This is a genomic window from Rhizobium sp. CG4 (genome assembly GCF_023701965.1).
Taxonomy (GTDB): domain Bacteria; phylum Pseudomonadota; class Alphaproteobacteria; order Rhizobiales; family Rhizobiaceae; genus Agrobacterium.
On sequence record NZ_JABAEG010000002.1, the window covers coordinates 794,428 to 819,308 of the forward strand.

Here is a 24,881-nt window from a genome sequence, read left to right on the forward strand (position 1 = left end):
GGCAGCTCAGGCTGCCAGTTCCTTCCTGCCATCCGGTGTGCGGACGTATTTCGTGCCGTTCTCGCAAACGACGTGGCTATCACCCCAGGTTTTCAGAACGGCGATAACCGGCTGCATGCTAAGGCCCAGTGGCGTCAGCGCATAGTCCACCCGAGGCGGCACGACGGGAAAAACCTTGCGCGAAATCAGACCTGCTTCTTCCAGCTCACGCAACTGCTTGGTCAGCATGCGCTGGGTGACGCTTGGAATGTGGCGACGCAGTTCGTTGAAGCGAAGCGTGCCACCATTCAGCAGGTGATAGAGGATGACGCCCTTCCACTTGCCATCGAGAAAACTCAGCGTGGATTCAACGGGACAGCCGGGAAAGTTGCCAGTCAATTTTGCACGAGGACGAGACATCACAGTATCCTTTTTGTGCGTATATACAGAATTTGTGCATTCTTGCGGTTTCATTTCATATGTATCAATTACCTTGCATGCAAACAAGCAAGGAGGCTTTACATGCGTGCCGTCGGTTATCTGAACCCTCAACCCATCACTGCCGAAACGTCCCTTCTGGACATTGAATTGCCAGTTCCTGTCGCCACCGATCACGACCTGCTTGTCGAGATCAAGGCGGTATCGGTGAACCCCGTTGATACCAAGGTACGCAAAAGTGCTGTTCCTGAAGATGGCCAGCATCGCGTGCTCGGCTTCGATGCGGCGGGTGTGGTCAAGGCGGTCGGCGACAAGGTCAGCCTGTTCAAGCCCGGAGACGAGGTCTATTACGCTGGCGTCATTAACCGGCCGGGCTCCAACAGTGAATTCCAGTTGGTGGATGAGCGCATTGTCGGCGCAAAGCCTAAAAGCCTGAGCTTTGAAGAAGCGGCTGCCCTGCCCCTGACAGCCATCACCGCCTATGAAACCCTGTTTGATCGCCTTGATATCAATGAGCCGGTTTCCGGTGGCGCTAATGCCATAGTCATCATTGGTGGCGCCGGCGGTGTTGGCTCGATTGCCATCCAACTGGTGCGGCAGTTGACCGATCTGACGGTCATCGCAACGGCGTCACGTCCGGAAACGAAAGAATGGGCAAAAGAACTTGGCGCTCACCATGTCATCGACCATAGCCAGCCGATAGCTACGCAGGTCGAGGCACTTGGAATAGGCGCGCCTTCCTTTGTGTTTTCCACCACACAGAGCGATCTCCATGGCGGCGAAAGCGTGACCTTGCTGGCACCACAGGGCCGTTTTGCGTTGATTGATGATCCCAAAGGCGGGTTCGACGTCATGCCATTCAAGCGTAAATGCCTGTCGGTGCACTGGGAAATGATGTTCGCACGCGCCGTCTTCCAGACACCTGACATGATCGAACAGCACAAGCTGTTGAGCCATGTCGCAGAACTTGTCGATGCCGGAAAAATCAAGACAACGCTGACGGAAACCTATGGCAGCATCAATGCCGCCAACCTGAAAAAAGCCCATGCGCTGATTGAAAGCGGCACGGCCAAGGGCAAGATTGTCCTGTCCGGCTTCTGATGATCTTGAATCCCCCTAGCCTTTGGTCAGGGGGATTTTTCCATCATGAAGGGTCTTCGTCTGGATGGCAGGGCCACTCTTTAGATGCCGTAAGGCCTTCCGGTAGCTTGGTGTTTGCATCACCACAGGCGAGATCAAGCTGGCCTTGAGATAATCCAGAGACCTTCGACAGGTCGACGCCTTCAAAACGTGCCAAGAAAAGAAATGCGTTCTGCAAATCCACCGCGCCGCCAAGCTTTGCACCGATGAAGCGCGCTCGAGACAAGTTTGCCATGCTGAAATGCACGTCATCCAGCACCGCGTTCTCAAAATTTGCCCGGCCGAGTTCGGCCTTTGAAAAATCCGCGCCAGCAAGATGTGCGCCGGTAAAATCGGCTCTTTGCATTTCCGCGTTCACGAATGGCACCTTGTCGGCCTTCACGTTGGTGAAATCGCTGCGGTAGGCTTCAATCTTGTTGAGTGTTGCGCCTGCAAGATCGGTATTTGCGAGTGAAGTTCTGACCAGCTTCGCCTTGGTGAAGTTCACCGATTTCACAATCGACTCACGCAGGTCTGTATAGGTGAAATCAGTGCCCTGCAGGTTGGCACCTTCGAAATTGCTTCCACCGAGCATCAGCAGTCGCTTGTTGCATTGGCTCCAGTCCACGCCGGGGGCAGGATCAGACCGGCAATCGGCTGCGGCAGTGAAATGCGCTGAGGTCATAACCGATAGAAAACCGCATGCCGCAACAGCAGACCATAGCCATCTGCTTTTAAGGCCAGAGGAGATAACGCCGCATTTAACACCAAAGTCCATAACACCACCCCAGGACGCGATATGCGCCACAGCATTATATCAGCACCTCCCCACATGTCATGGTTAAACGCAGGGAATTCAACAGGCCGTTGCACGCGGTTGTGGATTTAGTGGTTATCCCAAGCCATGGCGACCCGGCGGGCAGGATCAAGACCACATTTAATCTGGTGATCCAGTGTTTGCCGCAGATGAGACGACAGTTCATCATCCGCCAATACACGGAAACCGTTGCGGGCATAAAACGGCGCGTTGAACGGCACAAACCGGTCGGTGGTCAGCGTCGCACGTCGCAGTCGGCGTCGCCCCATCTCTTCGACAGCCCAGACAATCAGAGCCTTGCCCAGCCCCTTGCCTTGCACTGCCCTCAAGACATCGATTTCATTGATGTAGAGTTCATCGCCGATCTGTGTTGCGCCAAGAAAACCCAAGGGGCGATCTTCACTGTTTGCGGCCACGACAAGAAGACCATTTTCAAGCATGACGAAAAGACTGTCAGCCGATGTGGCGCTTGGTTCACCCGGAATACCGCCAGCATCGCGAAGCGCAAAAAAGGCATCGAGCTCAATCTGTCTCAATGCCTCTATTTCATCGCATCGCGCAGGCCGGATGGAAAACGAGACAAGATCATCCATTTTCACAACCTGACCTTATATTCATTTGAGCGGCGGTCCGTGCAGGCTGGGCCATCTTTACATATTGGCGTAGACCGGCCCTTCGCCGAACATCTTTGCTGGCGGCGGTCCGTGCGAGCCGGGCCATCTTTACATATTGGCGTAGACCGGCCCTTCGCCGAACATCTTTGCTGGCGGCGGTCCGTGCGAGCCGGGCCATCTTTACATATTGGCGTAAACCGGCCCTTCGCCGCCTTGTGGCGGAACCCAGTTGATATTCTGGTTCGGGTCTTTGATGTCACAGGTCTTGCAGTGCACGCAGTTCTGCGCGTTGATGACGTAGACTTCTTCGCCATCCTTCTCGACCCATTCATAGACGCCTGCCGGACAGTAACGTGTCGAAGGACCAGCATAGACATCATGCTCGGAGCGCTTCTGCAAATCCATGTCCTTGACATGCAGATGCACCGGCTGGTCTTCCTCATGATTGGTGGAAGACAGGAACACCGATGACAGGCGATCAAAGGTCAACACGCCATCTGGTCGCGGATAGGCAATCGGCTTGTGTTTCGCAGCAGGCTCAAGGCTTTCCGCATCGGTCTTTCCGTGCTTCAGGGTGCCGAAGATTGACAAGCCGAAAATCTGGTTGATCCACATATCGAGACCACCCAGGCCAATGCCCAGCAACGTGCCGAACCTGGACCACAGTGGTTTGACGTTGCGAACCCGCTTCAGGTCCTTGCCAATATCGCCCAGGCGCCATTCATTTTCGATCTCGACAACTTCATCATTGGCGCGACCTGCGGCAATCACGTCGGCGATCTTTTCTGCCGCCAGCATGCCAGACAGCACGGCATTGTGGCTGCCCTTGATGCGCGGCACGTTGACCAGACCGGCTGAGCAACCGATCAGTGCGCCACCGGGGAAGGAAAGTTTTGGCACCGACTGGTAGCCGCCTTCGGTGATGGCGCGGGCGCCATAGGACAGGCGCTTACCGCCCTCGAAGGTTTCGCTGATTGCCGGATGGGTCTTGAACCGCTGGAACTCTTCAAACGGATAGAGATACGGGTTCTTGTAGTTGAGGTGTACCACGAAACCAACGGCCACCAGATTGTCTTCCAGATGATACAGGAAAGATCCGCCACCGGTTTTAAAGCCCAGTGGCCAACCGAACGAGTGCTGTACCAGACCCTGTTTGTGCTTTTCAGGCTTTACCTGCCACAGTTCCTTGATGCCAATACCGAACTTCTGGACATCACGATCCTTCTGCAGGTCGAATTTCGAGATAAGCTGCTTGGCCAGAGAACCACGCACACCCTCACCGATCAGCACATATTTACCCATCAGGGCCATGCCGCGCGTGAAGTTGGGGCCAGGTTCGCCGTTTCTTTCAACGCCCATGTCACCGGTTGCAACGCCAATGACAGCGCCGTCGTCACCGTAAATAACCTCGCTGGCAGCAAAACCGGGATAGATCTCGACGCCGAGAGCTTCCGCCTTTTCCGCCAGCCAACGACAGACCAGACCAAGCGACACGATGTAATTGCCGTGGTTGCTCATCAGCGGTGGCATCATGAAGTTTGGCAGACGAATTGAACCAGCAGGCCCCAAGAACAGGAACTGGTCGTCCTTCACCTCGGTCTTGAACGGATGGCCCTCTTCCTCACGCCAGCCGGGCAACAGGCGGTCGATACCAATAGGATCAACCACCGCGCCGGACAGGATATGGGCTCCAACTTCGGCACCCTTTTCCAGAACAACCACTGACAGGTCCGGATTAACCTGCTTCAAACGAATTGCTGCCGACAGACCCGCAGGACCTGCACCCACAATCACAACGTCGAATTCCATCGACTCGCGTTCAGGAAGTTCATGTTGCTCTGTCATATCAGCCTCTCAATCCCGCCGGGTTGACCACCCCGTCCCTGTCTTTCGGTTCTTTCTTGGCAAAGCAAACGGCACTTGTCGAGCGCTGAATGCGGCAAGTCATGTCGATTCACACATTATTGTCAGACAACCTGACGATTAAATTACTTTTACGTTCACGTAATATACAAATAAGGTCGGTTTTAGCGTCGGTCAAGGCGCGTTTAAGCAAATGAACACGCCAGCCTATTAGCTTTCCCGCCATCAAAATCGGTGGATTCTTCAAAGTGCATTGGACGCCCGACGGCAGGCTGCTATTGATTTGCCAACTGAATTCACGCCGCGAAACGAACCGCCAATGTCAGACAACTCCGCCCTCACCCTTGAAGCGAAGCTGAAATTTGCCTTCCCCGACATGCATGTGTCCGGACATGCCGACTTGCAGGGACGCGACCCCGGAGAACACCCGGACAATTTTGGCGCTGGAATTCTGGTGTCTCCCTCTAGTGCAGTGGACGTCGCTGCGCTTGTGACATGGTGTCGCGAACAGGGCGTCAACATTGTGCCTCATGGTGGGCGCACCAGTCTTGCTGGTGGTTGCGTCAGCCATGAAGGGCAGATCATCATCTCGACATCACGGCTGAACGCCGTTGATAGCATAAATATCGAAGAAAAGACCGTCACAGTGCAGGCGGGCATGACGTTGCAAGCCCTTCAGGAAGCGGCAGCGGCATACGGCCTTACCACCGGCATTGACCTTCCTTCGCGCGGAACGGCAACAATTGGCGGCATGGCGGCCACCAATGCAGGCGGCTTGCTGGCGTTTCGTAACGGCGTCATGCGCCATCAGATACTCGGCATCGAGGCCGTCATGCCTGATGGTACGATATTCAGTGACCTGACCCGCGTAGTCAAAGTCAGTGCCGGGCCTGACATCAAGCAGTTGCTGATCGGAAGCGAAGGCGCGTTCGGTATCATCACACGCCTCGTACTGAAACTTGAAACTTTGCGGCCATACCGCGCCACCGCCATGCTGGCAGTCAATAATGCCAAAAGCGCGCTGGCCATTGCCGAACATCTCACTGACATGACCGGCCTCAAGCTGGAAGCGGCAGAAATGATGTGGCCGCTGTTTATCCGTGACCATGCCGCCTTGCGCAATTTTGACCTTTCCTGGCTGCCGGAAAGCGCCTGCGCCTTTATCGTTGAGATTTCGTCCACAGATGAAGAAACGGCTCGCGGCAATCTGGAAGCGGCCCTTGCCGATATCTGGGAGGACATCGGTATTCTCGATGGCATTGTCGCGCAGTCCAGCACCCAAGCCAAACAAATCTGGGCGCTGCGCGAGGAATCCGGTTTCTATTACCAGTTCTACAACAATCCACCCTCCTTCGACGTATCCTTACCGCCTGCCCTGCTGGATGCCTATGTCGCGGATCTACATGCTCGGTTTCAGGTGCTGAATCCGGATTACCAACTTTATGTCTATGGCCATATTGCCGATGGCAACCTGCATCTGACGGTCAAATGTGATGAGCCAGACGAAGCGGAACTCATTCGCATTCAGGATGCGATCTATACCGGTGTGCGCGAAATTGGCGGCAGCTTCTCGGCCGAACATGGCGTGGGTTTTGAGAAACGGTATGGTTACGAAAATTATGCCGACCCGGTAAAACGCAGTCTCGCAAAACAGATCAAGCAGGCTCTCGATCCCGATGGTTTGTTCAATCCCGGCAAAGTGCCATTTGCCTAAATGCATCAATGCGTGTCTCGACCTTCAAATCGTGACCTGCGCAGCCTATACAAATAATGACGTCTCGATTTCATAAGGAATGACACATGGATTTCGGTATTTCCGGCAAACGCGCACTGGTTCTCGCTTCCTCACGCGGTCTTGGCCTTGGCATTGCCACTGCGCTGATCAAGGAAGGCGTTAATGTATTGCTGGTTGGCCGCACCAGTGAAAAGCTGGAGGCCAATTGCCAGGCTCTCAACGCGCTTGGCAAAGGCAAGGCCGATTGGGTTCGTGGTGACATTTCCGAGGCAAATTTTGTGGCCGAGATGGTTGACGCCGTTAAACAGAAACTCGGCGGCATCGACATCCTGATCAACAATACCGGTGGCCCGACACCCGGCACTGCCGAAGAAATCACAGCCGAAAAGCTCGAAACCTTCTTCCAGTCGATGGTGCTGCGCGTCATCACACTGACCGGCGCTTTCCTGCCGCAGATGAAGGAACAACGCTGGGGCCGTATTGTCACCGTCGCCTCGTCAGGCGTTTTTGAACCGATCCCCAATCTGGCGCTGTCCAACACATTGCGCGGCGCGCTGGTTGGCTGGAGCAAGACATTGTCGAGCGAAGTGGCAGGTTTCGGCATCACATCCAACATGCTGCTGCCCGGCCGTATTCACACCGATCGTATCGATGAACTAGATGGCGCCAATGCCAAACGCACCGGCAAGAGCCTTGAGGAAATCCGCTCATCGTCCGTCAAGACCATTCCGGCTGCACGTCTCGGCACTGTCGATGAATTTGGTGCAGCAGGTGCGTTTCTGTGCTCGCAGGGAGCAAGCTACATCACCGGCACCATGTTGCGGGTCGATGGCGGTGCGGCAAGCTCCATCTAACGATCAATTCGTTCAAAGTCCTTTGGATTGCGCCACGGCATGGTTGTGGCGCGCTTTTGTTTTGTGCTGTGGAAAACGCAATTACCTCAGTATTTTAATAAAATCACGCTACCCAATTCCACTAAATTTTGGGGGGTGGAAGGTTAGACGAGGGGCATTGATAGTTCTGGTACCCCTTTCATGCTCGAAACACTTCTGCCGCCCACCTCTTCAAGTGGGCAAACGTCTCTTGGCAACAGCGGCAACACAAATTCTTCTTCCGGCAATCAGGTTTCGCAAACGCCGCCGGGCACACATGCACAAACCGGTGAAAACACGGCACTAGAGACCGCAGCACAAGATGATGATGGCACCTATTCTGCGGCGCCTACTCAGCCTGATGGCGATACAGAGGCAGAAGCTGGAGCTGCGGCTGGGGAACCGCCTTCCGCCGTCGATGATAACGACATATCGGAAGACGGTGATAGCGCCGGTTCAGCGCCGGAACCGACCGATGCATCTCAGCCCAGTGAACAGGTCAACGCAGCGCCCTCGTCGACTGTCGAGACCGATAGCGCGCAGAATGATAGCAAGGCTGACAGTGCCACCACGGCACCTGCCGCAGCGGGCCCTAATCCGCAACAGCAAGCCGCGCCGGTTCAGTCAAGACCAACAGCCGTTTCGTCTGTGTCAGCGCCCACCTCTCACACACTGGTTTTGAAAAATGACGCCGCGCTGGAGCGCAGTTTCAGAGCGGTTAATGACGCCGCATTCACAGCCTTGCGCAATCGTGCAATCGCCGCCCAAACAGACCAGATCATTCGTGGTGTTTTGGACGCGATCGAAAAAAGTACGTTTGAAGGAACGGCGTTAAAGGCTTCGCAGGATACCGACACTGAAGACGAGACAAATCTGATCGTTCGTTATTACGCTGAAGCGTAAACGACGGGAGATTGTGACCATGGCGCGATAGACCGCTTCAGGTTATGATAGAGACCTTGTCTCTTTCGGGGTTTATCATGCAGGTGCTTCGAATTTCACTGACCGTCCTTGGGGTTCTTCTAACGCTTATCGGCGCAATCTGGATTGGGCAGGGTAGCGGTTATTTCCCCTACCCCGCCTCCAGCTTCATGATCAATCAAAGCCCATGGATGTTGCGCGGCGCACTTTTGGCGATTGCCGGGCTGGCCATGATCTTCGTGGCACGGCGCTTTATCCGCTAAATTATTTCACCAGCTTTGGCAGATCGGCAATCAGCGCGTCACGGGTCGCAAAGCTGATCGGTTCCTTGGTTGTCCATTCCCGGACATTCAGCGTGGCAAAGACCACCCGCTGATCGCCCTTTTCTGCCCAGCCGACAAACCAGCCAAGCCAGTTATTACCATCCGTCTTGCCGACCTTGTTGCGAATACGACCGGAACCGGTTTTACCGTGGATCAACCAGCCATCGGCGGCAGTAAATTGCGGGATGATCGCCTTTGTATTGTCGTAAGCTTGCTTGGAGGCCGGTATTTTTCCACTCACGAAGCGGCGCATGAAATCGACCTGCTGATCAGGAGAAATCTTCAGCGACGACATTAGCCAGGATTCCGTCAGCCCATCCGTATGACCGGGTACGCCTTTGACATCGGCATTGCCATACTCGAATTCCTTGACGTATTCGGCAAACTTCTGCTTGCCGAGCTTTCGGGTAATTTCCTGCGAATACCAGACGATGGAATCCTTTTCCCAAATCGTCGGATCGACCGATTGCTGTTCGCGCTTCGGCCTTTTCCATTCCGCCTTATAGTCCCATCGCGGCGTTGTGGCGTCCTTCAGAATGCCGGTATCATAACCCATGATCGCCAGAGGAAATTTGAAAGTCGATTGAGGTGCATAGGCCTTGTCGCAATCCCCCTCGCGGTGCAGAGCCTGCCGGCTCGCCACATCCAGAATGACCGTGCAGTGAACCGGTTCTGCTGCACCGGCCGCACCAAAACTCAGACAAACGCCTGATACCAAACCAAAAAACAATGCCGAACGATAAAGTGTTTGCGTCATACGTCGCCCTCCTGATGCGCTTTACTCAAAACAACTAGCGCCGTGCGTTTCATCAAATCATGTCCATCCCCATCTTCGTATTGCGCCAACCCCCGTGGCTTTATTGCGGCATGACTTAAGAAAACGCATGCGCCATGCTTGCCATTCACAATCTCCTATGCGATCACCCGCCCTCTTCAAAAATCACAGGTGTCAATTGACGCCTTTTTATTTGCGGGACTGACATCGTTCAGTCCGGCCAGCTATTTTATCGACAAAGGATACCGCAATGGCACGGGCGCTCGGCCTCGACTTCGGCACGACCAACACGGTCATGGCTCTCTCTGAAAACGGCACGCAGAGCCGTTCCATGCAATTCAGCAGCATGGCCGGTGACACAGACAGCATGCGAACCGCACTTTCCTTTATGAAAGATCCGTCGCTTGGTGCTGCGGCATTGCACGTGGAAGCCGGTCAGGCCGCCATTCGCCAATTCATCGATCACGCCGGTGATTGCCGTTTCCTGCAGTCGATCAAAACATTTGCCGCCTCCTCGCTTTTCCAGGGCACGTTGATCTACGCCAAGCGCCAGACCTTCGAAGATTTGATGGAGGTTTTCCTACGCAAGCTGAAGACCTATGCAGGCGATAACTGGAACGGTGATATCGGCACCGTTGTAGCTGGTCGTCCCGTGCGGTTTGCCGGCTCCAACCCAAATGAAGACCTTGCCCTGCAGCGCTATAATGAAGCCTTGACTCGCATGGGTTTCCCAAACATCCACTATGTTTACGAGCCGGTGGCAGCCGCCTACTATTTTGCCCAGAGCCTCAAGAAAGATGCGAATGTTCTGGTCGCCGACTTCGGCGGCGGTACAACCGACTATTCACTCATTCGTTTTGAAACCAATGGCGGCCAGCTTTCGGCAAAACCGATCGGTCACTCCGGTGTCGGTGTTGCCGGCGACCATTTCGATTTTCGCATGATTGACAATCTGGTCTCGCCAGAGATCGGCAAAGGCAGCCAGTTCAAGAGCTTTGACAAGGTTCTCGATGTACCGGCCGGCTACTACGTCAATTTCGGCCGCTGGAACCAGCTGTCGATCTTCAAAACGTCAAAAGAATTCACCGATCTGAAATCACTGGTGCGTGCTGCTCTGGAGCCGGAAAAGCTGGAAATGTTCATTGATCTCGTTGAACATGACGAAGGTTATCCGCTCTATCAGGCCATTTCGGCCACCAAGATGGCACTGTCGCAGCATGAAGAGGCGGAGTTCAATTTCTCGCCGCTCGGAAAGTCCGGCCGCAAGACCGTGCGCCGCGCCGATTTCGACACCTGGATCAGCGACGATCTCGCCAAGATCGAAGATGCGCTCGACGAAGTCCTGACCAAGACCAACACCGATGCATCCAGCATCGACAAGGTCTTTCTGACAGGCGGCACATCCTTCGTTCCTGCGGTACGTAAAATCTTCACGCAGCGTTTCGACGCCGATAAGATTGAAAGCGGCGGAGAATTGCTGTCGATTGCGCACGGTCTGGCCATGATTGGCGAGAGTGGCGACATTGAGCGTTGGACGGCGTAACCAAAGACGCTTTTTACTTTGATCTACGCCGCCAGATCATTATGTTGACCTCATGATATCCGCAAATGACCTATCCCCTGCCGAACTCGCCGCGCTTCTGCATTTTCATGCAGATGCGGGCGTTGACTGGTTACTGGAGGATAAAGCCATTGACCGGTTTGCGGAGTTTGAGGCAAGCCGTGCCAAACAGCAGGTACGGCAGACGGACAACGCACGCTCCGGCCAAACGGCAGGACGGAGCGATGCCGGCAAACCATCTGCCACGACCGGTGGACGTCCGGCAGCGGCGGCACCCTCCGTGCCTAATATGGCGGTGCCAGACGAACAGGCGGTGGCTGCGGCCCGATTTGCGGCCGAAAGTGCCCGTTCCCTGGAAGAGTTGAAAACTGCCCTTGAAAGCTTCAACGGATGCAATCTTAAAAACGGGGCGCGCAATACCGTGTTTGCGACGGGTACCCCGGGCTCCAAGGTCATGATCATTGGCCCGATGCCGGATGCGGATGACGACCGCGATGGTCTGCCTTTCTCTGGCAAGGCAGGCATGCTGCTCGACCGTATGCTGGCAGCGATCGATCTCGACCGCAATCAGATCGCACTTGCCAACACCGTGCCATGGCGCCCGCCGGGCAACCGCGCCCCTTCCGGGCCGGAAATGAACATTTGCCGCCCCTTCATTGAGCGGCAGATCGCGCTTTTTGAGCCGAAATTGCTGTTGCTTTTGGGCAACGTTACCGCGCGATTCTTCTTTGGCGGCACCGGCACCATCCACACAATGCGCGGTCAGTGGCGTGAAGTGCCCGTTGGCGGCGCGATTATTCCAGCACTTGCCAGCCTGCATCCGCAAGAATTGCTCAATGCTCCAGCCAGTAAAGCATTGGCTTGGCAGGATTTATTGTCTTTCAAATCCCGTCTCGCTCAAATGTAAATGCTTGGTTTTTGACCATTGTAAACGTTTTATGAAAATAGCCATGCGGTTAACGCATAACAGCGCCGCATTTACCCTGATTGTCGAATCCGACGACCGCTGTCATAAGCACCTCATGTCTTGGGAGGAAATAGGTTTAAGGAACCAAGGCTATGACAACTCGCTTTCGTCCGGTTCACTCCGGTTTTGAAACACTCAGGCTCGCAGGGGTTGGTCCCCGCTCCAGTCAGGGTTACCACCGTTTCGGTTCGGCAACGAACGAACAAATCACCGCACGTGCCTATGCTGTTCAGCATGGTGTAACGCGCCCTTCGCAAGTTTTTGCGGATTTTCGTGCGCGCTGATCTAAAGGCGTCATGTTTTAAAAATTGTGTTACCGTGAGCGTTTTTCGACAGAAAGACGCTCTTTTGGTTTTTATGGGCTTTTTTGAGGAATAAAGCGCCATTGGCGCACTGGCACCGTCGACGGCCAGCAAGACGCACAGTCAATCACGATTTACTTGCGGCAGAGTCATCTCATCACCGTGGCTTTCCACGACCGTTACGAATGCATTGTTGACATGGGCGATCTTCACAGCCTGCCAGCCGGCATAGTCATGCAGAAACTGCTTCGATATCCACATACCGGAACGCGGCGCATCGTCTGACCAGCCGACCAGCTCCATATCCATGGCCTTGCGCATCATGCGCTGGAAATGGGTGCGCGACATCATGAACTCGGTCGCCAGTTCGGGAATGTTGACGTAGCCGATATCGATGCGTTTCTGGGTTATATCGGCATTCTTGATGCGGGCGATAAAATCATCGACCACCAGACCGCCGCCTTCCGTCCACATGAACATTGCGACGTTTTCGGGCGGTTCGCGCCATTCCTTGGATTCGATGCAACTGCGAATGGCGCGTGGATGAGCAAGCCGGAACAATTGCGGTTGGCTGATCAGCCGCGCCGCACGCATGCCGCCATCCATGCCATCCACCACCATCAGATTGCTGGCGTACCAGCGGAACATCGCGCCTTCGGTGGTTTCCGTCGCGCGGTAACGACGCGGATAATAGCGGCCATTTTTACCGACGACTTCGATGAAGCGGTAGATTTCCAACTGCTCGAGAAAGTTCTGAACGGTGTTACGGCTGGCAATGCCATGGGGCGTGATCAGATCGCGCAGGGAGGCAATCGTCAGGCCCGCCTCGCCGTTTTCCAGATGCAACGCCATTCCGGCCTGGCTTAACAACCACCGTTGGTGGGCGGCCAGCATCTTGGCCATCCGTGGACCTTCCGCGAAGACGGTACGCAAAACCTGCGCCAGATCACTCAAGCCGCTAACGAATGCCGGATGCTCTACAAGTTCAGCGGGCGTATATCTTTTCAAGATATCCTCCCGGCATGAACGAACCTGGCAGTTTCACCGTAATCACTGATCGAAGCATGCATCGCAATCATGAGCGTACAGGATACTACACCGCCTGCAAAAGCAGGCGTGCACTTCACCACGCTCAACCCCATTTCCCGCTTTTGCCAGCCTGGAACACAAGCATTAGCAAAATTGCATTACCCTAGAATTATCTTTTAACTAAATTTTAACAACCAGGACAACGGGTAACAGGTGCAATAGACAGTTATGTTACAACTCCACGCATTTATGTGAAGAAAATCAGCCCTGTGGGGTTGAGGCTTTTTTGCTTGCCTTGCGGCTCAGGCCGAGACGATGTTCGCGGTAAATAATGAAGATACCGGCCGAGATGACGATAGCTGTCCCCACCAGCATGGTGAATGTCGGGATATCACCGAACATCACATAGGAAATCCCGATCCCGATGATGATGGAACTGTATTCAAACGGCGCAATGGTCGAAACCTCGGCATGGCGGTAGCTCTCAGTCAGGAACAACTGCGCCACGCCACCAAATATACCACAGGCGATGAGCAGCGTCGTATCCGTGGCGCTGAGTGACACCCAACCGAATGGCAGGGTGAACAGCGACAGCACAGCTCCGGTTATCGAGAAATAGACAACGATGGTGGCGGTCTTTTCGCTGACGACCAACTGACGCACCTGGATCATCGCCATGCCTGCCAGCACTGCCGCCGCCATGACCGAGAGAGCGCCCATGCCTTCGCTGCTGCCAAAGCCACCTTCCCGCAGCAAAGTCAGCTTGGGAAACAGAATAACAATAACGCCGATCATGCCGACGAAAACGGCCGTCCAGCGATAGACCCTCACCTGTTCACGCAGCAACACGGCGGCAAAAATGACTGCCATCAGCGGGGAGGCATAACCAAGCGCGATGGCATCCGGCATTGGCAGATGCACAAGGCCATAAAAACCACAGGCCATTGACAGGATGCCGAGAACGCCACGTTTAAAATGACCGAAGGGATGACGGGTATAAAAGGCACCTGGCAGATCCTTCAGCCAGGCAAGATAGATAAGAATGGGGACCAGCGCGAAGGCCGAGCGAAAAAAGGTAATCTGTCCGGCCGGAATATCCGCGCCTGCCGATTTGATGCAGGTCTGCATCATCAAAAACAGCATCACCGACAGCACCTTGAAACTGATACCGCGAATTGGATTTATTGCTGCCACGCTCATCGGAATTGCACTCAGGACATCTGGAAAAAACGCGCTATCGAAGCAAGCAGAGACGGCGGCGCACGGAAATGGATTTTACCTATAACCCATATTTGATCGCACTTTCATCAAAACGTGTTATCGAACCATAAATAGGCTTGGAAATTTACGGCAACTGTTGTGGCGCGTGTTTTGATCATCGCTTTCAAGGCATTTTCCAGCGCGACATACCTTCGATGCTATGGCCAGGATATTGTCTGCGCCAACACAGCGAAAACGAAGTAAGCTTCGCGAAGAACTTGCTACCTGAGAGGTCAAGTCTGCTTCGACTTACTCTTCCATATAGATTTGCCAAATTATTATTCGGGCATAGACATAATTTCAGTAATCGTTCAACATTTGATGTGAATATGTGCCAATGCGAGGCACATTCACTGGTTTTCCGTGAACAGATTGTCTGGCAGCTACTACGAAGGACATTATGTTTTTCGCCTTTCACATGATTGTGAATCTCAAAATTAATTTTACATTCGGGCGGCATGTTCCATGATGTCCGGTAGCGGCAGACATAAGTTCATTCAGGAATAGTCATGCGAACAGACACGGGCCAGATCGTTCACCTGGCAGATTACCGCCCAACAGATTTTGTTTTGGAACGGGTGGATCTCACCTTTGAACTCGACCCTGAAAACACCAAAGTCGAAGCGCGTCTGATTTTTCACCGGCGCGAAGGCGTCGATGCAAAAGCGCCGCTGGTACTGGATGGTGACGAGCTTGTTCTGTCCGGTCTGCTTCTGGATCAGATCGATGTTCCTGCTGCACAATATGACGCAACTCCGGAAAGCCTGACAATCCGTGATCTGCCGGAAAGCGAACCGTTCGAGATTTGCGTCACCAACTATATCAACCCGACATCCAATACCCAGTTGATGGGCCTTTACCGCACTGGCGGCATTTATTGCACGCAGTGTGAAGCAGAAGGCTTCCGTCGCATCACCTATTTTCCGGATCGTCCGGATGTATTGGCACCTTACACGATCACCATCATCTCGCAGAAAGAGGGCAATCCCCTACTGCTGTCGAACGGCAACTTTCTCGGTGGTGGCAATTACGACGAAAGCCGTCATTTCGCAGCTTGGTTCGACCCACACCCGAAGCCAAGCTATCTGTTTGCGCTTGTCGCAGGCGATCTCGGCGTTGTGGAAGATACATTCACAACCATGTCTGGCCGTGAAGTTGCCCTGAAGATCTACGTCGAGCACGGCAAGGAGCCGCGCGCCACCTACGCCATGGATGCGCTGAAGCGCTCGATGAAGTGGGATGAAGACCGTTTCGGCCGCGAATACGATCTCGATATTTTTATGATCGTTGCCGTGTCTGACTTCAACATGGGCGCGATGGAGAACAAGGGTCTCAACGTATTCAACGACAAATACGTTCTGGCCGATCCTGAGACCGCCACCGATGCGGACTACGCCAATATCGAAGCGATCATCGCCCACGAATATTTTCACAACTGGACGGGCAACCGTATTACCTGCCGCGACTGGTTCCAGCTGTGCCTGAAAGAAGGCCTGACCGTTTATCGCGATCATGAGTTCTCGGCCGACATGCGCTCGCGCGCCGTGAAGCGTATTGCAGAAGTGCGTCACCTGAAAGCGGAGCAGTTTCCGGAAGATGGCGGACCGCTCGCACACGCCGTTCGTCCAGAGAAATACCGCGAAATCAACAATTTCTACACGACGACGGTGTATGAAAAGGGCTCCGAAGTTACCCGGATGATTGCCACCCTGCTTGGTCAGGATGGTTTCAAGAAGGGTATGGACCTGTATTTCGAACGTCATGACGGCGATGCCGCCACCGTCGAAGACTTCGTGAAATGTTTCGAAGATGCCAGCGGTCGTGACCTGACACAGTTTTCGCTGTGGTACCGTCAGGCCGGCACGCCGCTTGTCAGCGTATCCACTGCTTACGACGCGGCAGCGAATACCTTTACCCTGTCTCTTGAGCAGACAATTCCGCCAACACCCGGTCAGCAGAACAAAGAGCCGATGCATATTCCGCTCAGCACCGCGCTGCTGCTGGACAATGGCCAGATTGCCGAGCCGACACAGGTCGAGGGTGGCGAGTTTTCCAACGGCGTGATCCACCTGACCGAGCGCTCGCAGACGTTCGTGTTCTCCGGCATTTCGTCTCGCCCGGTTGTTTCGCTTAACCGCAGCTTCTCAGCACCGATCAACCTGCATTTCGACCAGACACCTGCCGACCTCGTGCATATTGCTCGCAATGACGCAGACCTGTTCTCGCGCTGGCAGGCGATTACCGACCTTGCACTGCCAAACCTGATTGAAGCCGTGGCATCGGTCAAACAGGGCAAGGCTGTCAGCTTTGCACCGGACCTGATTACCGCGCTGTTGGAAATCGCATCCGACGACAGTCTGGAACCTGCCTTCAGAGCGCAGGCGCTGGCGCTGCCAAGTGAATCCGACATTGCCCGTGAACTTGGCCGGGACAATGATCCCGACGCCATCCACAAAGCACGTGGCGAGGTTCTGGCGATCATCGCACAGGGTGGCCAGGAGACCTTTGTCCGCTTGGCGGAAGACATGCGCACCGAAGGCGAATTTACGCCAGATGCAGCCAGTGCTGGACGCCGTGCCCTGCGCAACAGTGCGTTGCTCTACCTGTCTTACGCCGAAAAAGATCCGGCACGGGCAGCAGAAGCCTTCCGCACTGCCAGCAACATGACTGACCTTGCCCATGCCCTGACCGTCCTTGCGCACCGCTTTCCTGCGGCGACCGAGACCGCAGAAGCGCTGGCATCGTTTGAAACACGCTTTGCCAACAACGCACTTGTTATCGACAAGTGGTTTGCCATTCAGGCCACCATTCCCGGCCACGACGCGCTGGACCGCGTAAAGAAGTTGATGCAGTCGAAGCACTTCATCGCAGGCAACCCGAACCGCGTTCGCTCGCTTGTCGGCAACTTTGCCTTTGCAAACGCCACCGGTTTCAATCGCCCGGATGGTGAAGCTTACGCTTTCATTGCCGAGCAGATCATTGAAATCGATAAGAAAAACCCGCAGCTTGCTGCGCGTATTCTGACATGCATGCGCTCATGGCGGTCTCTCGAGGCCGGCCGGGCTGACAAGGCACGTTCTGCCCTGATGAAAATTGAGCACGCACCAGCGCTTTCCACTGATGTGCGTGACATCGTTGAGAGGACTCTCAAAGGCTGATTGAGAGTTTCTTTTGCAAAAAAGGCTGGAGCTTCTCCGGCCTTTTTTGTTTTAAAACAGCATTTCGCAACCGACCGCAGACAAGAGTAAAAAACCTTGAGTCGGTTCAAGGGGTTAATAATCTTTTAACCAAAGCCTCTGGACAACACACAAAGCCTTTGATTCATTAGGGTAGATTCGAGCGGCGGTGCTTTGGATCAGCGCATTGGTCTTGGGGATCTGAACAGATCTTGAGAGTGGGCTATGCGGCTTTTCAAATTGTGACAGCGTCCTGATTTGCGACATGAATGGCGCGGCGCTGAATCGAGGGACATCAAGGCGGGACAATGACGAACGTGCGGCGGGCGACTGCGGGCGATGAGCGACCGTATGCCAAATTTTCTGATTTTTCAGTCTGGAGCGAGCAGCTATCAAGCAATTTGATAGGGCTGGTTCACGGATCTCCGCGTCAGCTGCCGCAGGTGGAGACGACGCTCAAGCGTCTCATTCCAATACTCATCACAGCCTTCCTCGTTGTGGTCGCTGCGTCACGCACGCTTGGCATCATGGCAGAGTATAACCGAATGGACGATGCCGCCCGGCAGTCCACGGCTCTAATCGCCATAACCTCCCGCTCCGTATTGTCTGAAAATGCCGCCCCGCTTTCATTTCAGAACCGCCTGCAAGCTGAACAGAAACTCTCTGCCGCATTTCCCGAAGGCAGCATGGGTGGCGATACCTTCGTTTTGCTGTCTGATGCCTCAGGCAAAGTCTTTGCAACTTCCAGCGTGGCCTCTTCGATCTATATCGGCACCAGCCTGACAAATCTCCTGCCGGAAATTGCAATTGTGCGCCGTTTTGCCGGCGCACCTGGCACGATCGAGACCAATATTGACGGCACGCCACATTACGCCACGATGATGCCAATCGGCACCGAGGGCGGCATGGTGATTGCAGCGCAGTCACTGGAGTCCATCCGCTCGTTCTGGCGGCAGGAAATTGCCATGAACGTCACGTTGTTCGCCGGCATTTCCTCGATCCTCATTGTGATCCTGTATGCCTATTACATGCAGGTCAAACGGGCGCGTGAAGCCGACGAGATCTTCCTGGAATCCAATCTGCGCGTTGATACGGCGCTGTCGCGCGGCCGCTGTGGTCTGTGGGATTTCGATCTCGCCAACCGCCGCATGTTCTGGTCCAGTTCGCTTTATGAGATGCTCGGACTGCCGCCGCGCAACAAGCCGCTGTCGTTCAGCGACGTTGCCCGCATGATGCACCCTCAGGATGGCAATCTCTACGCACTTGCCCGTGCAGTTGCCGGGCACGAACTGAACCAGATCGACCAGATTTTCCGGATCAAACACGCAAAAGGTCACTATGTTTGGATGCGCGCCCGCGCGCAGGTCATTCGCACCGTGACCGGCCGTACCCATGTCATCGGCATTGTGATGGATGTGACTGAGCAGCATCGTCTGGCGCAACGTTATGCGGAAGCTGACCAGCGCCTTGCAGATGCGATTGAATGTACCTCTGAAGCCTTTGTTCTCTGGGATAAAAATGACCGCCTGGTGATGTGTAACGCCCACTTCCAGCAGGCCTATGGTCTGCCGGACAGCGTCCTTATTCCCGGCACCGAACGTTCCGCTGTAAACGCTGCGGCGGCGCGCCCTGTTGTCGAACGACGTATCGCCGATGGCGACCAGTCCGGTCTTTCCCGTACAACAGAAGTACAGCTTGCCGATGAGCGCTGGCTGCAGATCAATGAGCGCCGGACCCGTGACGGTGGCCTCGTGTCGGTTGGTACCGATATTACACTTCTCAAGCGCCATCAGGAACGGTTGCGTGATTCTGAAAAGCGGTTGATGGCGACGATTGGCGACCTCTCAGCCTCACGCCACACGCTTGAACGACAGAAGTCGGAATTGTCTCTGGCAAACGCCAACTACCAGGCGGAAAAAGACCGCGCCGAAGCGGCCAACAAGGCCAAGTCGGAATTCCTTGCCAATATGAGCCATGAGTTGCGCACACCGTTGAATGCTATTCTCGGCTTCTCGGAAATTCTGGTGAACGAGATGTTCGGTCCGGTCGGATCGCCGAAATACCAGGAATATTCTCATGACATCTACGACAGCGGCAAACATCTGCTGAATGTCATCAACGACATTCTCGACATGTCGAAGATCGAAGCCGGGCATATGCGTATCAACCCGGAAAATATCGACCTTGCGCCACTAATTGATGAAGCTCTGCGCCTGACCTCCATTCAGGCCGAACAGAAGAGCATCTCAATTGAACAGCGCATCTGCACCGGCCTGACAATGACGGGTGATCGCCGCGCCATGAAGCAGATTTTCCTCAATCTTCTCTCGAATGCGGTGAAGTTTACGGAAGAAGGTGGCCGAATTGCCCTACGCACCCATGTCCATCAGGGTGCATTGATGCTGACGATTGCCGATACGGGCATCGGTATTCCCACCAAGTCGTTGCACAAGATCGGCCAGCCGTTTGAACAGGTGCAAAGCCAATACGCCAAAAGCAAGGGCGGCTCAGGTCTCGGCCTGGCAATCTCACGCTCGCTTGTCCACCTGCATGGCGGCACGATGAAGATCCGCTCCTGCGAGGGCAAGGGCACTGTCGTTACCCTGATTATCCCTCACGTCCAGCCACGTGGATGCAGGCTGCATTGACCCGGATACAGACTGTCATCCACCGTTCTTGACCAACGCATTGAAGGTTTTCCGAACAGTTTTCGACAGGCGCTTCACTTCACCTTCAAGCGTTGCAATGTCTGGGCATTCGCCTGCACGGCAGACCAGATCGATCAGCCCCGCCGGGGCCTCCTTCGGTTCAAAACGGCTATCGATGCACAGGCGGATGATCTGCGACAACGCCGTCCATAGCCGCATGGCTTTCAGGCAATCGTCAAAGGCTGACGGCTCCATCGCCCCAACTGCCTGCGCGTCCAGCACGTCATAGGTGCTTTGGCCAAGCAGCGGCAATTCCTGCCCCTTGGTGACGGTGACGAGCAGCAGGAATTGCGCCATGAACTCCAGATCGATTTGACCACCAGGGATCAGCTTGATATCCCAAATGTCAGCCGGTGGCTTTTCCTGTTCGATCAGCGTGCGCATTTCCTTTACATCGGCGGCAATTTTGCTGATTTCGCGCTTCTGCGACAGGATCGAACGAATGATGGTTGCTGCATCCAGTCTCAGGCTGGGGTCACCGCAGAGAGGACGGGCGCGTGACAGTGCCATGTGTTCCCAGGTCCAGGCTTCCTCGCGCTGGTACTTTTCGAAAGCGGAAAGACGCGTTGCCACCGGCCCCTTGTTGCCGGACGGGCGCAGGCGCATGTCGACTTCATAAAGGACACCCTCTGCCGTCGGCGCAGACAGCGCAGCGATAAGCCGCTGGGTGATGCGGGTGAAATAACGCACAGCATCCAGCGGTTTTTCGCCGTCAGATGCGGTTGCACTGTCATCGTAGTCATAGAGCAGGATCAGGTCGACGTCCGAGCCTGCAGTCAGCTCGAAGCTACCGAGTTTCCCCATACCGAGCACAGCCACGCGACCACCGGGGAAACGGCCATACGCCTGCTCTATCTGCTCCAGAACAGCATTGAGGGCTGATTCAATCACGAGGTCCGCAAGGTGAGTAAAGGCGCGTGCCGCCATCTCTCCACGGATCGCACCTGTCAGAAGCCGCACACCGATCAGGAAACGCTGCTCGGCGGCAAAGATACGCAACCGGTCAAGAATGTCCTCATAATGCTGGGCAGGCGCCAGGAAGCCAGCCATACGGCCTGCCAGATATTCACGTGTCGGAATATCGTTCATCAGGCCGGGATCGAGCATGCCATCAAACACATGCGGACGCGAGGCAATGATATCTGCCAGTCGCGGCGCGGACGACATGATAGTGACCAACAGTGACAACAGGGCGGGATTGTTACCGAGCAGCGAAAACAGCTGGATGCCGGCTGGCAGGCCGGACAGGAAGTTGTCAAACCGCAGCAAAGCCTCATCGGCGCGTTTGCTTTCGCCAAAGGCTTTCAGCAATTGCGGTGTCAGTTCTGTCAATCGCTCGCGTGCCTCAACCGACTGCGTGGAGCGATAGCGGCCATTGTGCCATGTGCGGATGACACGCGAAATGTCCTGTGGCCGTTCAAAGCCCAGTTTGCTGAGGGTCTGCAATGTGTCTGGGTCGTCCTTTTGGCCGGTGAACACAAGATTGCCCGAACCGATGGAAAGACGAGTCTCCTGCTCGAACAGTTCGGAATACTGTTTTTCGACCCGACGCAGCACCTCTTCCAATCGGCTGGAAAATGTTTTGGTGTCGGCAAAACCAAACATGAAGGCAATGCGCTTCAGTTCAGCCTCGCTGTCCGGCAGTGTATGAAGCTGCTCATCGCGGACCATCTGGATGCGGTGTTCGATTTCTCTCAGGAACCAGTAGGCATCGATCAGCTCGTCGCGGGTATCAGCATCAATCCATTTCGCCGTGGTCAGCTCATTCAACGCCGGTTCGGTGGCACGAACGCGAAGGGCCGGCATGCGGCCGCCGGCGATCAATTGCTGGGTCTGGGCAAAAAACTCGATCTCGCGAATACCACCGCGACCAAGTTTGACATTATGGCCTTTGACGGCGATAGCGCCGTGGCCCTTATGGGCATGGATCTGCCGCTTGATGGAGTGAATATCGGCGATCGCGGCGTAATCGAGATATTTACGGAACACGAAGGGTGTCAGTTCACGCAGGAAGTTCTCACCTGCCTTGATGTCGCCCGCCACCGGCCGTGCCTTGATATAGGCGGCACGTTCCCAGTTCTGTCCCCTGCCCTCGTAATAAAGAAGAGCTGCCTCAACCGGAATGGCAAGCGGCGTTGAGCCTGGATCAGGACGCAGACGCAGGTCCGTGCGGAAGACATAACCGTCACCGGTACGTTCCTGCATGATGCGGATAAGGCGGCGCATCAGACGCCCGAAGGTCTCGGTTGCCTCAAGAGGATCCGCCACGATACCGGCCGATGGTTCAAAGAAGATCACCGCATCGATATCGGAGGAGTAGTTAAGCTCTCGCGCACCGAGTTTACCCATGCCAAGCACGACAAGGCCGGATTTTTCCGATGGCGCATCGGGATTGCTGAGTTGCAACTTGCCCGCCTGATGGGCCGACAGCAGCAGAAAGTCGATCGCGGCAGATAGGGCAGCATCTGCCATGTCGCTTAACCAGCGGACCGTGTCACGGGCGGTATAAATACGGGCGAGATCGGCAAGGGCAACGATAAAGGACAATCGACGTTTGGCAATGCGCAGCCGTGTCATCACATCGCTTTCACTCGGGAAAGCGCCTTCTGCATCGGCACGCCAGCAATTGCGTGCATCATCGACAAGCTTTTGTAGCGTGGCGTCCACCGGCTCACTGATTGCCAAAGTCAGCAATCCGTCATCCATGGTCGCCATATCGCGCAGGTAGGGCGAGAGCGTGAAGGCATTGGCAATAAAGTCTTTTAAAGGCATCTCAGTCGCCAGAAGGCTGGCAACGGCCGGTTCGTTTTTGGCGATGTCCTTTAAAATGGAAAAAACGGATTTCAGCTCCGTCTGCGTGTAGGGACGGATGATATCCGCCGCGACAGCATCCAGCCGGTTCTGCGTTGTCTTGTCCTGCAGCAATGTCTCTCTCCCTTGTCGATACTTTTCTGCGGCCGGTCCCACGCAAATGGAATCGGCTTCGTATCGTTCAATGGCGGGAGTTTAGGGATTTGAAACGGGAAAGACCATCGAAACAGTCAGCCCCGGACATGCCGCACCGAGAGGATTGGTATCGGACAGTTCCAACGTGCCGCCATGCAGTTCCATTACCGCTTCCACCAGCGAGAGGCCAAGGCCAGTGCCGGGCTTGGAACGGCTTTCATCCAGACGTACGAAGCGCTTTTTCACCTCACCACGCTTGTCGGCGGGAACACCGGGCCCGTCGTCGCTGACGGAGAGAACAATCTTCTGGTCTTTTCTGGCTAGGCTGACACGAATGCGTTTTTCGCCATCGCTTTCCGAGGAATATTTGATGGCGTTGTCTATCAGGTTAGTCAAAGCCTGCCCGATGAGTTCGCGATTGCCATTCAGCGAGATGCCCTGCTCTACCTCTGCAATCAACGTCAGCCCGACCTCTTCCGCAACAGGCTCATAGAGTTCGGCGCTATCAGCGGCGATGGCGGAAATATCCACTTCCGTCATTTCGGCGGCGATTGAGCCAGCTTCAACACGAGAGATCATCAGCAGTGCATTGAAGGTGCGGATCAGCTGATCGGACTCCCCGATAATACCTTCCAGCGCAATCTTGCGACTATCGTCATCCGGGCTGCCGAGCGCGTCAGCCGCCTTGTTGCGCAGGCGCGTCAGCGGTGTCTTCAGGTCATGGGCGATATTGTCAGAGACCTGGCGCAGGCCTTCATTGAGCTTTTCAATGCGTCCAAGCATGGCGTTGAGCGAACTGGACAGCCGGTCAAATTCATCACCGGAGCGCCCCTCCGGCAGGCGCTGTGACAGATCACCCGCCATGATCTTCTTGCTGGCGGCGGACATGCGGTCGATACGCTTCAACGCGTTGCGCCCGATGGCAAACCAGATGACCAGAGCACCAATACCCATGATGGCAAGTGCCACCATTAGTGCGTTGCGAACCAGCAGACGCAGCTTGGTGGGTTCACCCAGATCGCGGCCGATCAGGATCCGCATGCTGTTATCAAGGAAAAATACGTGGCCAGCGGCCAGATGTTTTACGCTATCGCCAGTTTCCGAATAACGCTGGTAGCGAAACGGAAATCCGGTCCAGCCTTCCTTGTCGAAGATACCAGGCTGTACAGAGGCAACGTTGCCTGCGAGGATTTCGCCATTGGGGCCGGCGATCACGTAGAGATTGGCGCCCGGTTGGCGCGCACGCCGTTCTAGCATGCGCAGCATGGGGTTGATACCACCGCGCTCATAGGCGCGCTGGACCTCAAGCACTTCCTGCACCAGTGAATCGCGCGTCTGCTGGTTCAGCAGACGTTCGGATAAGGCCGTAACGTAGAAAACAAGAAATGCCGCGCACAGGGCAACAAGAAGAATGTAAAGCGCAGAAAGACGAACCGCCGTCGATCTCTGAAGAAGCCAGAAACCAGCCATAATGCG

The 24,881-nt window shown here is 55.0% G+C and carries 19 protein-coding genes; 10 read left to right on the forward strand and 9 right to left on the reverse strand.

Features of this window, described 5'->3' with window-relative positions; translation table 11 throughout:
- Positions 1 to 6: 6 nt before the first annotated feature.
- The gene (locus tag HGO37_RS09005) at positions 7 to 399 is read right to left on the reverse strand and encodes a winged helix-turn-helix transcriptional regulator (RefSeq protein WP_250983012.1); all 393 of its coding nucleotides are present in this window, start codon (positions 397 to 399) and stop codon (positions 7 to 9) included.
- Positions 400 to 501: 102 nt separating this feature from the next.
- Here HGO37_RS09005 and HGO37_RS09010 point away from each other — a divergent pair, with 102 nt between their 5' ends.
- Complete coding sequence (locus HGO37_RS09010; RefSeq protein ID WP_250983013.1) at positions 502 to 1,518, forward strand: zinc-binding alcohol dehydrogenase family protein; 1,017 nt, start codon at positions 502 to 504, stop codon at positions 1,516 to 1,518.
- A gap of 43 nt (positions 1,519 to 1,561) precedes the next feature.
- Here the strand turns inward: HGO37_RS09010 and HGO37_RS09015 are convergent, their stop codons facing one another.
- The 3 genes from HGO37_RS09015 to HGO37_RS09025 all read right to left on the reverse strand — a co-directional run bounded on the left by HGO37_RS09015 (position 1,562) and on the right by HGO37_RS09025 (position 4,812).
- Positions 1,562 to 2,314, reverse strand: a complete 753-nt coding sequence (locus HGO37_RS09015; protein WP_250983014.1) for a pentapeptide repeat-containing protein — start codon at positions 2,312 to 2,314, stop codon at positions 1,562 to 1,564.
- Between the two features lie 107 nt (positions 2,315 to 2,421).
- Positions 2,422 to 2,946, reverse strand: a complete 525-nt coding sequence (locus HGO37_RS09020) for a GNAT family N-acetyltransferase (protein ID WP_250983015.1) — start codon at positions 2,944 to 2,946, stop codon at positions 2,422 to 2,424.
- Between the two features lie 201 nt (positions 2,947 to 3,147).
- Positions 3,148 to 4,812, reverse strand: coding sequence for an electron transfer flavoprotein-ubiquinone oxidoreductase (locus HGO37_RS09025; protein WP_250983016.1), 1,665 nt, complete (start codon positions 4,810 to 4,812; stop codon positions 3,148 to 3,150).
- A 337-nt stretch (positions 4,813 to 5,149) separates the two neighbouring features.
- On the opposite strand from HGO37_RS09025, the gene HGO37_RS09030 reads away from it, so the two are divergent.
- The 4 genes from HGO37_RS09030 to HGO37_RS09045 all read left to right on the forward strand — a co-directional run bounded on the left by HGO37_RS09030 (position 5,150) and on the right by HGO37_RS09045 (position 8,621).
- On the forward strand, positions 5,150 to 6,544 hold the full coding sequence (locus tag HGO37_RS09030; RefSeq protein ID WP_250983017.1) for an FAD-binding oxidoreductase: 1,395 nt from the start codon (positions 5,150 to 5,152) through the stop codon (positions 6,542 to 6,544).
- Between the two features lie 86 nt (positions 6,545 to 6,630).
- Entirely contained in the window at positions 6,631 to 7,419 is a 789-nt protein-coding gene (locus tag HGO37_RS09035; protein WP_250983018.1) for an SDR family oxidoreductase, read from the forward strand.
- 180 nt (positions 7,420 to 7,599) lie between these two features.
- Complete coding sequence (locus HGO37_RS09040; RefSeq protein WP_250983019.1) at positions 7,600 to 8,340, forward strand: hypothetical protein; 741 nt, start codon at positions 7,600 to 7,602, stop codon at positions 8,338 to 8,340.
- A gap of 77 nt (positions 8,341 to 8,417) precedes the next feature.
- On the forward strand, positions 8,418 to 8,621 hold the full coding sequence (locus HGO37_RS09045; RefSeq protein ID WP_250983020.1) for a hypothetical protein: 204 nt from the start codon (positions 8,418 to 8,420) through the stop codon (positions 8,619 to 8,621).
- Between the two features lies 1 nt (position 8,622).
- Here the strand turns inward: HGO37_RS09045 and blaOXA are convergent, their stop codons facing one another.
- On the reverse strand, positions 8,623 to 9,438 hold the full coding sequence (gene blaOXA, locus HGO37_RS09050; RefSeq protein ID WP_250983021.1) for a class D beta-lactamase: 816 nt from the start codon (positions 9,436 to 9,438) through the stop codon (positions 8,623 to 8,625).
- A 268-nt stretch (positions 9,439 to 9,706) separates the two neighbouring features.
- Here blaOXA and HGO37_RS09055 point away from each other — a divergent pair, with 268 nt between their 5' ends.
- The 3 genes from HGO37_RS09055 (at position 9,707) to HGO37_RS09065 (ending at position 12,268) form a co-directional block, all read left to right on the forward strand.
- Complete coding sequence (locus HGO37_RS09055; protein ID WP_250983022.1) at positions 9,707 to 10,999, forward strand: Hsp70 family protein; 1,293 nt, start codon at positions 9,707 to 9,709, stop codon at positions 10,997 to 10,999.
- 52 nt (positions 11,000 to 11,051) lie between these two features.
- Positions 11,052 to 11,924: a uracil-DNA glycosylase gene (locus HGO37_RS09060; protein ID WP_250983023.1), complete on the forward strand. Its 873-nt coding sequence runs from the start codon at positions 11,052 to 11,054 to the stop codon at positions 11,922 to 11,924.
- 152 nt (positions 11,925 to 12,076) lie between these two features.
- Complete coding sequence (locus tag HGO37_RS09065; RefSeq protein ID WP_192487344.1) at positions 12,077 to 12,268, forward strand: hypothetical protein; 192 nt, start codon at positions 12,077 to 12,079, stop codon at positions 12,266 to 12,268.
- Positions 12,269 to 12,409: 141 nt separating this feature from the next.
- On the opposite strand, the gene HGO37_RS09070 is transcribed toward HGO37_RS09065, so the two are convergent.
- Both HGO37_RS09070 and HGO37_RS09075 read right to left on the reverse strand, forming a co-directional pair.
- Positions 12,410 to 13,294 carry a hypothetical protein gene (locus HGO37_RS09070; protein ID WP_250983024.1) on the reverse strand — a complete coding sequence of 295 codons (885 nt, stop codon included), beginning with the start codon at positions 13,292 to 13,294 and terminating at the stop codon, positions 12,410 to 12,412.
- Positions 13,295 to 13,576: 282 nt separating this feature from the next.
- Positions 13,577 to 14,515, reverse strand: coding sequence for a DMT family transporter (locus tag HGO37_RS09075; protein WP_250983025.1), 939 nt, complete (start codon positions 14,513 to 14,515; stop codon positions 13,577 to 13,579).
- Positions 14,516 to 15,084: 569 nt separating this feature from the next.
- Here HGO37_RS09075 and pepN point away from each other — a divergent pair.
- Entirely contained in the window at positions 15,085 to 17,733 is a 2,649-nt protein-coding gene (gene pepN / locus HGO37_RS09080) for an aminopeptidase N (RefSeq protein ID WP_250983026.1), read from the forward strand.
- A 326-nt stretch (positions 17,734 to 18,059) separates the two neighbouring features.
- The gene (locus HGO37_RS09085; protein WP_250983027.1) at positions 18,060 to 20,399 is read left to right on the forward strand and encodes a PAS domain-containing sensor histidine kinase; all 2,340 of its coding nucleotides are present in this window, start codon (positions 18,060 to 18,062) and stop codon (positions 20,397 to 20,399) included.
- A gap of 15 nt (positions 20,400 to 20,414) precedes the next feature.
- Here HGO37_RS09085 and HGO37_RS09090 read toward each other — a convergent pair whose 3' ends face one another.
- Both HGO37_RS09090 and HGO37_RS09095 read right to left on the reverse strand, forming a co-directional pair.
- Positions 20,415 to 23,384: a bifunctional [glutamine synthetase] adenylyltransferase/[glutamine synthetase]-adenylyl-L-tyrosine phosphorylase gene (locus HGO37_RS09090; protein ID WP_502941396.1), complete on the reverse strand. Its 2,970-nt coding sequence runs from the start codon at positions 23,382 to 23,384 to the stop codon at positions 20,415 to 20,417.
- A gap of 81 nt (positions 23,385 to 23,465) precedes the next feature.
- On the reverse strand, positions 23,466 to 24,875 hold the full coding sequence (locus HGO37_RS09095) for a sensor histidine kinase (RefSeq protein ID WP_250983028.1): 1,410 nt from the start codon (positions 24,873 to 24,875) through the stop codon (positions 23,466 to 23,468).
- Positions 24,876 to 24,881 lie beyond the last annotated feature (6 nt).

What these genes read in the sequence shown, in the direction of transcription:
- HGO37_RS09025 (WP_250983016.1), bottom strand. Translation starts at nt 4,812, where the DNA reads ATGACAGAGCAACATGAACTTCCTGAACGCGAGTCGATGGAATTCGAC.
- HGO37_RS09065 (WP_192487344.1), top strand. Translation starts at nt 12,077, where the DNA reads ATGACAACTCGCTTTCGTCCGGTTCACTCCGGTTTTGAAACACTCAGG.
- HGO37_RS09020 (WP_250983015.1), bottom strand. Translation starts at nt 2,946, where the DNA reads ATGGATGATCTTGTCTCGTTTTCCATCCGGCCTGCGCGATGCGATGAA.
- HGO37_RS09075 (WP_250983025.1), bottom strand. Translation starts at nt 14,515, where the DNA reads ATGAGCGTGGCAGCAATAAATCCAATTCGCGGTATCAGTTTCAAGGTG.
- HGO37_RS09030 (WP_250983017.1), top strand. Translation starts at nt 5,150, where the DNA reads ATGTCAGACAACTCCGCCCTCACCCTTGAAGCGAAGCTGAAATTTGCC.
- HGO37_RS09010 (WP_250983013.1), top strand. Translation starts at nt 502, where the DNA reads ATGCGTGCCGTCGGTTATCTGAACCCTCAACCCATCACTGCCGAAACG.
- HGO37_RS09005 (WP_250983012.1), bottom strand. Translation starts at nt 399, where the DNA reads ATGTCTCGTCCTCGTGCAAAATTGACTGGCAACTTTCCCGGCTGTCCC.
- HGO37_RS09040 (WP_250983019.1), top strand. Translation starts at nt 7,600, where the DNA reads ATGCTCGAAACACTTCTGCCGCCCACCTCTTCAAGTGGGCAAACGTCT.
- blaOXA (WP_250983021.1), bottom strand. Translation starts at nt 9,438, where the DNA reads ATGACGCAAACACTTTATCGTTCGGCATTGTTTTTTGGTTTGGTATCA.
- pepN (WP_250983026.1), top strand. Translation starts at nt 15,085, where the DNA reads ATGCGAACAGACACGGGCCAGATCGTTCACCTGGCAGATTACCGCCCA.
- HGO37_RS09085 (WP_250983027.1), top strand. Translation starts at nt 18,060, where the DNA reads ATGACGAACGTGCGGCGGGCGACTGCGGGCGATGAGCGACCGTATGCC.
- HGO37_RS09060 (WP_250983023.1), top strand. Translation starts at nt 11,052, where the DNA reads ATGATATCCGCAAATGACCTATCCCCTGCCGAACTCGCCGCGCTTCTG.
- HGO37_RS09035 (WP_250983018.1), top strand. Translation starts at nt 6,631, where the DNA reads ATGGATTTCGGTATTTCCGGCAAACGCGCACTGGTTCTCGCTTCCTCA.
- HGO37_RS09015 (WP_250983014.1), bottom strand. Translation starts at nt 2,314, where the DNA reads ATGGACTTTGGTGTTAAATGCGGCGTTATCTCCTCTGGCCTTAAAAGC.
- HGO37_RS09095 (WP_250983028.1), bottom strand. Translation starts at nt 24,875, where the DNA reads ATGGCTGGTTTCTGGCTTCTTCAGAGATCGACGGCGGTTCGTCTTTCT.
- HGO37_RS09045 (WP_250983020.1), top strand. Translation starts at nt 8,418, where the DNA reads ATGCAGGTGCTTCGAATTTCACTGACCGTCCTTGGGGTTCTTCTAACG.
- HGO37_RS09055 (WP_250983022.1), top strand. Translation starts at nt 9,707, where the DNA reads ATGGCACGGGCGCTCGGCCTCGACTTCGGCACGACCAACACGGTCATG.